General features: G+C 37.5%; 12 protein-coding genes and 2 pseudogenes. 11 read left to right on the top strand and 3 right to left on the bottom strand.

Features of this window, described 5'->3' with window-relative positions:
- Nucleotides 1–81 precede the first annotated feature (81 nt).
- From LZ575_RS17230 to LZ575_RS17220, 3 genes are all read left to right on the top strand, one after another.
- A complete protein-coding gene (locus LZ575_RS17230; protein WP_235325960.1) occupies nt 82–354 on the top strand; it encodes a hypothetical protein in 273 nt (90 codons plus the stop codon).
- A gap of 68 nt (nt 355–422) precedes the next feature.
- Nucleotides 423–743 carry a DUF4271 domain-containing protein gene (locus tag LZ575_RS17225; RefSeq protein WP_235325958.1) on the top strand — a complete coding sequence of 107 codons (321 nt, stop codon included), beginning with the start codon at nt 423–425 and terminating at the stop codon, nt 741–743.
- 19 nt (nt 744–762) lie between these two features.
- On the top strand, nt 763–1,509 hold the full coding sequence (locus tag LZ575_RS17220; protein WP_235325956.1) for a uroporphyrinogen-III synthase: 747 nt from the start codon (nt 763–765) through the stop codon (nt 1,507–1,509).
- Between the two features lie 89 nt (nt 1,510–1,598).
- On the opposite strand, the pseudogene pckA reads toward LZ575_RS17220, so the two are convergent.
- Nucleotides 1,599–3,205: pseudogene (gene pckA, locus LZ575_RS17215) on the bottom strand (phosphoenolpyruvate carboxykinase (ATP)).
- 75 nt (nt 3,206–3,280) lie between these two features.
- The gene (locus LZ575_RS23945) at nt 3,281–3,532 is read right to left on the bottom strand and encodes a DUF423 domain-containing protein (protein WP_311195843.1); all 252 of its coding nucleotides are present in this window, start codon (nt 3,530–3,532) and stop codon (nt 3,281–3,283) included.
- 215 nt (nt 3,533–3,747) lie between these two features.
- Here LZ575_RS23945 and LZ575_RS17205 point away from each other — a divergent pair.
- From LZ575_RS17205 to LZ575_RS17190, 4 genes and pseudogenes are all read left to right on the top strand, one after another.
- Nucleotides 3,748–5,122 (top strand): annotated as a pseudogene (locus LZ575_RS17205) (saccharopine dehydrogenase family protein).
- A gap of 29 nt (nt 5,123–5,151) precedes the next feature.
- The gene (locus tag LZ575_RS17200) at nt 5,152–5,622 is read left to right on the top strand and encodes an Lrp/AsnC ligand binding domain-containing protein (protein ID WP_235325954.1); all 471 of its coding nucleotides are present in this window, start codon (nt 5,152–5,154) and stop codon (nt 5,620–5,622) included.
- 44 nt (nt 5,623–5,666) lie between these two features.
- Nucleotides 5,667–5,975, top strand: coding sequence for a hypothetical protein (locus LZ575_RS17195; RefSeq protein ID WP_235325952.1), 309 nt, complete (start codon nt 5,667–5,669; stop codon nt 5,973–5,975).
- Nucleotides 5,976–6,061: 86 nt separating this feature from the next.
- On the top strand, nt 6,062–6,580 hold the full coding sequence (locus tag LZ575_RS17190; RefSeq protein ID WP_235325950.1) for a ferritin: 519 nt from the start codon (nt 6,062–6,064) through the stop codon (nt 6,578–6,580).
- Nucleotides 6,581–6,645: 65 nt separating this feature from the next.
- Here LZ575_RS17190 and LZ575_RS17185 read toward each other — a convergent pair whose 3' ends face one another.
- On the bottom strand, nt 6,646–7,338 hold the full coding sequence (locus LZ575_RS17185; RefSeq protein WP_235325948.1) for a zinc metallopeptidase: 693 nt from the start codon (nt 7,336–7,338) through the stop codon (nt 6,646–6,648).
- A 217-nt stretch (nt 7,339–7,555) separates the two neighbouring features.
- On the opposite strand from LZ575_RS17185, the gene pyrH reads away from it, so the two are divergent.
- The 4 genes from pyrH to LZ575_RS17165 all read left to right on the top strand — a co-directional run bounded on the left by pyrH (nt 7,556) and on the right by LZ575_RS17165 (nt 11,393).
- Nucleotides 7,556–8,263, top strand: a complete 708-nt coding sequence (pyrH, locus tag LZ575_RS17180) for a UMP kinase (protein WP_235325945.1) — start codon at nt 7,556–7,558, stop codon at nt 8,261–8,263.
- Between the two features lie 35 nt (nt 8,264–8,298).
- Nucleotides 8,299–8,853, top strand: a complete 555-nt coding sequence (frr, locus tag LZ575_RS17175; protein ID WP_235325943.1) for a ribosome recycling factor — start codon at nt 8,299–8,301, stop codon at nt 8,851–8,853.
- Between the two features lie 97 nt (nt 8,854–8,950).
- A complete protein-coding gene (locus tag LZ575_RS17170) occupies nt 8,951–9,385 on the top strand; it encodes a hypothetical protein (RefSeq protein ID WP_235325941.1) in 435 nt (144 codons plus the stop codon).
- A 7-nt stretch (nt 9,386–9,392) separates the two neighbouring features.
- Nucleotides 9,393–11,393, top strand: coding sequence for a DUF5686 family protein (locus LZ575_RS17165; RefSeq protein WP_235325939.1), 2,001 nt, complete (start codon nt 9,393–9,395; stop codon nt 11,391–11,393).
- The last annotated feature ends 11 nt before the right edge of the window (nt 11,394–11,404 follow it).

Genomic DNA, 11,404 nt, shown 5'->3' with positions numbered 1-11,404 from the left:
ACTAATTTTGAGCTTTACAACTTCAAAATTACTTCCAACTTTTAACCCTATAAATTATACATTTGCATAAAATAAGAAAATTTGGAAGCCTTAGAAAGATATAGTACTTCTAATGATTTGCCTACAATGGTTATTATACTTGTACTACTATTACTAGTGCTTGGAAAACAGCTATTTCAGCATAGGTTTGATGACTTTATTTCTATCTTCAGGTCTGGAAAGTTTATGATCATTAAGAATAAAGAACATAAGGCCCTTTTTGGATTTAATGTCATTATGTTCTTTGTTCATGTTCTTAGCATATCGATATTCCTGTTCATATTATACCGCATTTTTATTTCACTTAAGCATTAAAGGATCCGGGAGTCATAATTTTAAGAATTTTCACGGCTTACAGCTTTTTTGTTCTTCTAAAAATTACCGTGGAAAAAATTATTGCTAACGTTTTTGATATAGATGATACTGCAGAACATTATTTATTTCAAAAGCATACCTATAGAAATTTTATTACTCTTTGCTTTTTACCTGTTATAATTTTCCTTGTTTATTCCCCTAATCCTGCCAAAAATGCAATTTTCACAGTTATAGGAATTTTTGGCTTTGCTATTCTCTATACCTATTTTCGTATCATTAGAAAAAATGGATCCCTCGTTTCCCGCAATTGGTTCTATTTTATTTTGTACCTTTGCGCTCTCGAAATTACCCCTTATGTTATTTTGTTTAAGCTAATTACAACCAGCTAAAGATTAAATGTGATATTATATGAAAGTGAAAACAATTTTGATTTCTCAACCAGAACCTAAATTAGAAAACTCACCGTATTCTGAGCTGGAAGAAAAACAAAAGGTAAAAATTGATTTCATTCCTTTTATCCACGTTGAAGGGGTTTCTTCTAAGGACGTAAGACAACAAAAAATTGATCTTACCCGGTATTCTGCTGTCATTCTTACAAGTAGAAACTCTGTAGATCATTTCTTTCGTATTGCTGAAGAAATGAGATATAAGGTGCCGGACACGCTGAAATATTTTTGCTTAAGTGAAGCCGTAGCCTACTATTTACAAAAATATGTAGTCTATCGAAAAAGGAAGATCTATGTAGGTAAAAGAACGTTCGCTGAACTTTCTCCCTATATAAAGAAGTATAAGAATGAGAAATTCCTTCTCCCTGCTTCTGATATGCTAAAACCCGATGTGCCTAAAACTCTAAATAAACTTGGAGTTGACTGGAAGCAAGGCGTTTTTTACAGAACGGTAGTAAGCGATCTTTCCCATTTGAGGGATGTGTATTATGACATCCTTGTTTTCTTTAGTCCCAGCGGAATCAAATCTCTATTTGAAAATTTCCCTGATTTTGAACAAAAGGAAACTAAAATTGCGGTTTTTGGAAACACCACTGTTAAAGCAGCAAAGGAACACGGGCTGATTGTTAATATCCAGGCTCCTACTCCAGAAACGCCATCAATGACAATGGCTCTTCAAAAATATATTAAAGAAGCTAATAAAAAATAACAATTACCTTTCCTCAATTGTAATTTAGAAAGCCTAAGCATTCATTCCTGAGATGATTACTCTACTTTTGCTTTTAGTAAGCTTAAAGGTTATATAATTGGTCCTCCCGAGAGGATTTCTTTATTAGCGTTTTCTTCAAATTTGGCAAAGTTGGCCTTAAAAGAACTTAGCCAGCTTTTTTGCCCTGTCATCATAAGCACTTTTGTCGTGCCAGGTTTCTCTCGGGTTTAATACATTTGACGGTACATTTGGGCATTCCGTGGGCATTTGCAATCCAAAGACCGGATGTTTTGTGTAAGAAACATTTTCCAACTGCCTTCTAAAGCGGCATCAATCATGGCCCGGGTATACTTCAACTTCATCCTGCTGCCAGTACCATAGGCTCCACCAGTCCACCCCGTATTCACAAGCCACACGTTTACATTCGCTGCCTTCATCTTTTTGCTAAGCATTTCCCCATATACAGTGGGATTAAGCGGCATAAACGGGGCTCCAAAACAGGCTGAAAAATTTGGCTGTGGCTCATCGATCCCCTTTTCAGTTCCTGCAACCTTTGCAGTGTACCCACTTATAAAATGATATGCTGCCTGACCTGGGTTTAATTTGCTTATGGGAGGCAATACTCCAAAAGCATCTGCTGTAAGAAAAAAGATATTTTTGGGGTTCTTTCCAATAGATGGAACAGCAATATTATCTATGTGATAAATAGGATAACTTACTCTTGTGTTAGGAGTAATAGAAGTATTGGTGTATTCCACATCTCCATCTTTATCCAAAATGACGTTTTCTAAAATTGCACCGGGTTTTATAGCCCGAAAAATATCGGGTTCATTTTCTTCTGTAAGATTTATCACTTTTGCATAACATCCACCTTCAAAATTAAAGATAACATTATCTGTTGTCCAGCCATGTTCATCATCTCCTATTAATTTTCTATTGGGATCTGCAGAAAGAGTTGTCTTTCCCGTTCCCGAGAGTCCAAAAAAGATAGCTGTATCATCGTCCCTGCCAATATTTGCTGAACAGTGCATTGGAAGTGTTTTCTTATGTACTCTAAGCAAAATAAAATTCAAGGCCGAAAAAATGCCTTTTTTAATTTCTCCCGTATAACTAAGTTCCTCCAATAAGAGCTATTTTCCTGGAAAAATTTAAAATAGAAAAATTTTCCTGTCTTGTGCCATCTTCTGAAGGATTTGCCTTAAAGCCCGGAGCATTGATAATAATCCAATCCTCTTTGAAATCCCGGAGCTCGTCTTCTTCGGGTCGAAGAAACATGTTATAAGCAAAAAGATTAGACCAGGCATATTCGTTCACCACCCGGATGTTTAACCTAGGTGATTTCCTTCTGCGCATGCATAGCAGTCTCTAACAAATACTTCCTTCCCGGCCAGGTAATCCACCACCTTAGTATACAAAGCGTCAAACTTCCCAGGATCAAATGGGATATTGATATCCCCCCACCAAACCCTGTCTCTGGTTTCATCATCTTTCACAAGGAATCGATCCTTTGGTGACCTGCTTAAGTAAATTCACCTGTATTCACTGCCAAAGCACCGGAACTGGCTTCCATTCCCTGTCCCTTTTCAATTGTTATTTGATGAAGTTCTTCCGGAGACAATTGGTAGTGTACTATGGAATTTTTTATCCCGTACTTTTTCAGCGCAATCGTTTTCGTAATTTCTTTGTTTGCCCACATAAAAATTTGAATTGAATGTTTGTTTAGGCTACAAAAGTAGAAAATCCTATACGTAAAGCCGTGGAAAACTTTTTTTTATTCCTTTTTTAACTTTATAAAATAAAACAATAATAAGCCCCAACAAAAGATTAACAAACTCCCACCAATGGGAGTTACAGGACCAAGTACCTTAAAATTCATCCCGGTTAATTCATTAGTAGCGAGCAGGAATATGGATCCTGAAAACAGAAGAATTCCAACAACAAGAAAGTAAAATATCCAATTAAAAAGGGGAGAAAAAGCAGTCTTCAAATTGCCCAGAATCAGCAGCAGTAAGGCATGGTACATCTGGAACCTTACTCCCGTTTCAAATGTGTCTCGTGCTTCTGGTGTGAGAACTTAGCTTAAGTCCATGGGCAGCAAAAGCACCGAGAATAACTGCCGTCAATCCAAAAATTATTCCTGCTATATAGAACCGTCTGCCCATTCTGAAGTTTTTTAAGTGTCAACAATTAATTACATTCGTGTAATTAGCCTGTAAAATTAATTAAGAAAATTTTAATATGCGACAAATCCTGGTAATAGGTGCTAGGTAAATCGACTTCGGTACTCATTAATTATCTTCTGGAAAAATCTTCTTCTGAAGATCTTTTTCTCATAATTGCTGATAAAGATCTCTCCCAGGTAAAAAAACTTTCTCAAAGCCATGCCAGGAGCAAAGCTATTTCTCTTGACATCTTTAATAAAGAAGAGCGAGAAAAAGCTATTATGGAAGCAGATATTGTGATTTCCATGCTGCCCGCAAGATTTCATATCGAAGTCGCACGCGATTGCCTGAAATACAACAAGAACCTGGTAACAGCCTCTTATGTAAGCAAAGAAATGAAAGCTCTGGATAAGGAAGTCCAGGAAAAAGGTCTTGTCTTCATGAATGAAATTGGGGTAGATCCCGGAATTGATCATATGAGTGCCATGCAGGTTATTGACCGTATTAAAAATTCAGGAGGGAAAATGCTAATGTTTGAATCTTTCACCGGAGGTTTAGTTGCCCCGGAAAGCGATACAAATCTATGGAATTACAAATTTACCTGGAACCCCCGTAATGTCGTGGTAGCAGGACAGGGAGGTGTAGCTGAATTTATCCAGGAGGGAAAATATAAGTACATTCCTTATCACCGCCTTTTTCGCCGAACTGAGTTCCTGCATATTGAGGGCTTTGGGAAATTTGAAGGCTATGCAAATAGGAACTCTCTTGACTACCGCAGTATCTATGGCCTGGAAGACATACTCACCCTCTACCGCGGAACCATAAGAAGAGTAGGTTTTAGCAGAGCATGGAATATGTTTGTGCAACTGGGAATGACAGATGACACTTATGAGCTACAGGATTCTGAAAATATGAGCTACAGGGATTTTGTGAACTCCTTCCTACCCTATTCTCCAACAGATACTGTTGAGTTAAAGTTGCGTCACAGTCTTAAAATAGATCAGGATGATATTATGTGGGATAAAATTGTAGAACTGGACCTCTTCAACGCCAAAAAGAAAATTGGAATTGCCAATGCAACTCCTGCACAGGCACTCCAAAAAATTTTAGAAGACAAATGGACTTTGGCTGAAGATGACAAAGATATGATCGTGATGTACCACAAATTTGGATATGAAATTAATGGAGAGAAGAAACAAATAGATTCTACTATGGTGCTTCTTGGACAGGATCAAACCTATACCGCAATGGCTAAAACAGTAGGTTTACCTGTAGCAATTGCTACTCTTGCCATTTTAAATAAAAAAATACAAACCCCCGGCGTCCAGATACCTATAAGCAAAGAAGTATATAATCCATTGCTTGAAGAACTTGAAGCACACGGTATTATTTTTAAAGAAAAAGAAACTGAATATTTAGGCTATAACCCCTTCGGGGAAGTCGGCAATTAAATCTTCCCCCACCCCAAAATCCCTAAACCATGAAGATAGTAGATGAAAAAGTAAGTATTGATGGAATAGATAAAACCATCCTTAACTACTTAATGGAAGATGCCCGTAAACCCATTTTAGAAATTGCCCGAATTATTGGGATAAGTGGAGCCGCTATTCATCAAAGATTGAGAAAACTTGAGAAAGCTGGTTTAATAGAAGGCACTAAATTAATGATCAACCCCAGGATTTTAGGCTACACTACCCTGGCCTTTGTAGGAGTTTATCTTGACAAAGCTGTGAGTAACCCTCAGGCTGTAAAGAAACTTAAAGAAATCCCCGAAGTTCTCGAATGTCATTACACCACAGGAAACTGGTCAATATTTTTAAAGATCCTTTGCAAGGATAATGAGCATTTAATGGCTGTTCTTAATAAAAATATTCAGGCAATTGAGGGTGTTTCAAGAACTGAAACCTTCATCTCGTTAAATCAACAAATTCAAAGACAAATAAAAGTTTAATTACTTGGATTAATTCTAAATAAGAAATATTTTTGTTCCCAACTATGAGAACACTTTTCCAGTCCCGGCGATACACCTCTTACCAGTGCGATAATAGCAGGTGTATTTTCATTGATTTTCAGGGAAAAATAATAAAGTTCAGTTTCTGTCAACTGCTTGCTTTAAGGCAACAGGTAAAGAAAATTGACCTTCACACCCATTTTTCCGGAGAAAATAAACACGGTTTGGAGATTTTGGTACTTTGTAACAGGGAACACATCTTTATTCTTGACACTTCAGAAATTATAGATCTTAAGGATCTAATTCACGGCAGTTTTGTAATGCTGGAATTAAATTCCCTGGTTACATTTTAGTACATTCCCTTTAACAAGATCAATTATAAATTAGCTCGTCATCACGCTAATTCTTCCCATTTGCTTAACTTTATAAAAAAAGGAAGATGAAAGATTTAGTGAGACAAAAGTTAGGAATTCATGTAGATATCATGGACCTTCTTAATGAGCAAATAAAAAAGGAAGCCCACTCTTCTTCTGTGTATTTAGCAATGGCTTCCTGGTGCGATCAAAACGCCCTCACCTACAGCGCGAAATTCTTTTACGATCAATCTGCTGAAGAAAGGGAGCATATGATGAAGATATTTCATTTTATTAATGATAATGGAGGTACTGCCTATTCTCCTGAAGTTGACAATATAAGTCACGATTTTAACTCTCTTCAGAAAATTTTTGAAGCTGCCCTGGACCAGGAAATTGCGATTACCAAATCCATTCATAACATTGTATTCCGATGTAGAAAAGTGCAGGATCTGGCATCAGAATATTTTCTCCAGTGGTTTGTCCAGGAACAAATGGAAGAGGAACAAACTATTAGAAGAGCGCTGGATCTTTTTGACCTTATGGGTACTGAAGGAATAGCACTTAAGCTACTGGACGAGAGAATTGCGCAGATAAGAGGTTGAAAAAAATCTATTACAAAAAAAAGGGCGGTTTCTGAAGAAACCGCCCTTTATATTTTATAATTTCCCTAATCTCTCCCAAGGTAGATACTCACAAAATATAGCAACGTAGCAAGAGAACCTATTGCCGCCACAACATATGTACGTGCTGCCCATTTTAGAGAATCTTCAGCTGCATCGTGTTCCTGTGGTGATAACATATTTTCTGTTTCCAGCCAAACAAGTGCCCGCTTACTGGCATCATATTCTACAGGAAGGGTTATAAAACTAAAAAGCGTTCCCATTCCATATAGAATAATTCCTATAAGTAATACAGTTTGCCCCACCCCTACTGAGACCATCGTCATAAGTATTAAGCCACCCATGATTGCCCATTGAGAAAACCGGGATGCAATACTTACCACTGGTACCAGTTGACTACGCATTTGTAACCAGCCATATGCCTTGGCATGTTGAACTGCGTGACCACATTCATGTGCCGCCACCGCAGCAGCAGCTGCATTGCGCTGTGTATAAACTCCTTCACTTAAATTTACTGTCTTTTTGGCCGGGTTGTAATGATCTGTCAGCATTCCCGGAGTGGAAATTACTTTTACATCAGTAATACCATTATCATAAAGCATTTTTTCAGCGATTTCTTTTCCACTCATCCCATTTTGAAGATGCACTTTGGAATAGGTCTTAAACTTGCTCTTAAGTTTATTGCTTACGTACAAGCTTACAATAAATATAAGACCCGCTATTACATAATATCCTATCATTATTAGTTTTTGTTTTAATTTTCTTATAAATCAAAGATAGCAAAAATCCGGCCAATCCTATGACCTGTAATATTGTCAAAACCCTCGCTATGCTTACCTCCAGCAGCTATAAACTTAAATTTTTCCTAAAAAGGCAAAGTAAAATACATTAGGCCAGGCCAATTCATTCACAATTTAAGATATTGTCTATATTTGCAACACTTATCTAAAAATCCTTATGCAGTACAACAGAATCCTCTTGAAGTTATCGGGTGAAGCCTTAATGGGAAACCGACAGTATGGAATAGACCCTCAACGTCTTTCAGAATATGCCGCGGAAATAAAATCTGTTTGTGATTTAGGGGTAGAAGTGGCAATTGTGATTGGTGGAGGTAATATTTTTAGAGGAGTGGCAGGTGCCAGTAAAGGGATGGACCGGGTACAGGGTGACCATATGGGAATGCTCGCAACAGTAATTAATGGTTTGGCATTACAAAGTGCCCTGGAAGATGCAGGTATACAAACACGCCTTCAATCTGCAATAAAGATTAATGAGGTAGCAGAGCCTTTTATAAGAAGGAAAGCTATAAGACATCTTGAAAAAGGAAGAGTGGTAATCTTTGGAGGGGGTACTGGAAACCCCTATTTTACAACAGATTCTGCCGCGGTTTTAAGAGCAATTGAAATTCACGCCGATGTTATTTTAAAAGGCACCCGGGTAGATGGAATTTACACTGCAGATCCTGAAAAGGATAAAATGGCTACTAAATTTGACTATATTTCTTTTGACGAGGTTTTGAAAAAGGGGTTAAAAGTAATGGATACCACTGCTTTCACACTAAGCCAGGAAAATCAATTGCCAATAATAGTTTTTGACATGAATACACCCGGAAATCTTCATAAAGTGGTTTCAGGAGAAAAAGTAGGCACAAAAGTTAATTTATAATATACAGACTTTTTTCAAACTTAAGACAAGAAGAAATGAACGAAGAAGTAGATTTTATACTGGATAGCACAGAGGAAAATATGCAAAACGCTATCAAGCACCTGGAGAAACAACTGCTAAACATTAGAGCCGGGAAGGCAAGTCCTGCGATGTTGGGAAGTGTTATGGTAGAATACTACGGTAGTATGACTCCACTTAACCAGGTTGCAAACGTAAATACTCCCGATGCCCGTACTATAACTGTTCAACCTTTTGAACGCGGAACAATTCCTCAAATTGAAAAAGGGATTATGCAGGCCAATTTAGGTTTTAATCCTATGAACAATGGTGACAGTGTTATAATTAGCGTTCCTCCTTTAACCGAAGAACGTCGGCGGGAATTGGCTAAACAGGCTAAAGCCGAAGCAGAGGAAGCAAAGATTGGAATTAGAAACGATCGAAAAATAGCAAATAACGACCTTAAGAAACTTGATATTTCTGAAGATGCACTTAAAATTGCTGAAGATAATGTTCAGGAATTGACTGATAAACACATTAAAAAAGTGGATCAGATTTTTGAAAATAAAGAAAAAGAGATCATGACAATCTAGGTTGTGCTTCTTTTTTTCTGAAAAATCCTCACTTCAGTATTTGGTTTGACTATGAACCTGAAATACTGAAGTTTTTTTTTGATGAGATACTAAACTTATGAAATATATTTTAGCTTTTCTTCTGTTTACTATTTTCGTCCCTTCTGTTTTCTCTCAACACACCTTAAAGGTGGTTGATGAAAGTGGAAATGCTATCCCTTTTGCTATTCTCAAATTTTCCGAAGAACAGGTTTACTTTACAAATCTCCAGGGAGAATACCCGCTCCCGGAAGACCAAATTTCTAAAGAATTTACTCTCTCTTATCCCGGCTATTTACCAAAAAGCATCAATGTCTCTACCTATGATTTATTTGTCCAGGTAAGGCTGACCCGAAACGTGGGGGGTTCAGACAAAAAACTGGAACAGAACTCCGCTAATTCTATCGTTCAAAATGCAATAAAGCACAGGAGCAAGAACGATCCCGAATTAAAGCTTAGCTCCTTTAAATATAAAAGCTATAATAAATTATTTATAGACAAGGCAAATAGCTAGGTTTGGTTTGACCGCTCCTCCAGAGCCTAAAGAAGAGCAACAAAGAGGCCGAAGGTTTTTAAGCGAAAATGTATCTGTACATTCTTTTAAAAAGGGCCAGGGAGGAAAAAGAATAGTTGAAGGTATTTCTACAGCAGGACTAAATACGCCTGCATACAAACTTATTGAAAAAAAACTGGAGCTTCCTTCCCTGTACAAAAATGATTACCCACTCTTCTCCGGCAATTATGCGGGCCCTTTAAATGAAAATGCTCTACAACATTATTCCTATAAAATTTTAGATACCGTAAAATCGAAGGACCGTGCCGCCTATGTTATTTATTTCCGTGCGAAAAGAAAAAAGGCTTTTGCCAAATTGGAAGGTATTCTAATGCTGGATACTCTTTCCTATGCAATTCAATATGCAAGATTGGGAGATTCGGGAGAAATAGTAATGGAAGCAGAGCACCAATACAGTTATTTCGAGGAAGAAGATCTTTGGTTCCCCCAAGAACAGCAACTCTTTTTAAAACCAGGGAAAGGAGGCAGTAACCTTTCTCTTTTTAGTGGCAGTATTGCTTTGGGAACAGTTCAAAAAAGATTTTCAATTCTCGATTTTTTGCTGTCACCCGATGATATTGAAGAAAACCTGTTCCTTAAATCGACCACGGTAAATTTTGACATTAATATCGACTCCCCGGTAGATATCCCGAGATATTCTTCTATGATCAAAGTGACTAATGAAGCCGGAAATCAACCTCCGGAATATTGGGAGACGAACCGAAAATTAGAATTTGAGGACCGCGATAAATTAACTCATCTTCAATTGACAAATACAATTGCCGAAGGGAAAATAGAGGATAAAATTGAAATAGCCAATGGCCTTTCTAACGGCTATTATCCCATTGGATTTTGGAACTTTGATCTTAGTCAACTTATTGGGTATAACAAATACCAGGGAATAAGGTTAGGAGTTGGCGGGGAAACAAATTCAGCCTTTTCAAAAACATTTAAGCTCAACGGTTATGCTGTGTATGGATTTAAGGACAGGAGATTAAAATATGGACTGGGAACGGGAATTCTCCTTAACAACCGCACCGGGACCTGGTTTAATTTAAACTACAGAAATGACATCAGGGAAATTGCCAGCCATCATTACCTTAAAGGTGAAAAAGAGTTTGCCTTGCTGGAACCCAGGCTTGTTAATATTAATAATTATTACATCCACGAAGATTTGGAGGCCAGCATAGAACACCGTCTTACTCCCAGATTAGAAAGTAAATTTCTGGTGGTGAGGAGCGATATCTCACAATTGACTGATTACTCATTTCTTCATGAAGACAGGCTCTACCAGGATTATGTAGTTTCAGAAGCAAAAATGAGTTTTCTATGGCGCCCCTTTAGCGGGTTTATAAACACTCCTGCATATTTTAATATTTACAACCGGGAGTATCCGGTCGTTACGGGTCAAATTTCCCGAAGTATTCCGGGAATGTTCGGCGGCGATTTTGATTTTACACGGCTGGGACTAAAAGCTGAATATAAAACTGAAAAACCCGACCGCTCTTCTACTCATCTAATTTTAGAAGGTAACATTGCGTATGGTGAACTTCCCCTTACCCACGCTTTTCACGCACAACCCAACAATGCCAATAAACCTAAAATCTTACAGCGATATGCAGTAGCAGGAAAAATTGCTTTTGAAACCATGTATTTCAATGAGTTTTTCAGTGACAGGCAGGCAGCATTTCACATTCGACACCAACTCCGCCCATTTTTTATTTCCAATAAGTTTCAACCAGAAATGGTTTTAATTTCGAGACACGTAATTGGGGATTTCAGGAACATTAATGCACATAAAAATGTCAACTTTAATACTCTGGAACACGGCTTTTCGGAAGCTGGTTTAGAAATAAACAAGATTTTTTTGGGATTTGGTTTGAGCACAGCATACAGGTACGGGGCTTACCACTTACCCAATTTAAATCAAAATATATCTTTTAAATTTACTTTTACTCTACAAATTTAAAATAAGCGTGA

This window comes from Antarcticibacterium sp. 1MA-6-2, assembly GCF_021535135.1.
Taxonomy (GTDB): domain Bacteria; phylum Bacteroidota; class Bacteroidia; order Flavobacteriales; family Flavobacteriaceae; genus Gillisia.
The sequence above is the reverse complement of the archived record's forward strand: the minus strand, read 5'-3'. Positions and strand labels throughout refer to the sequence as shown.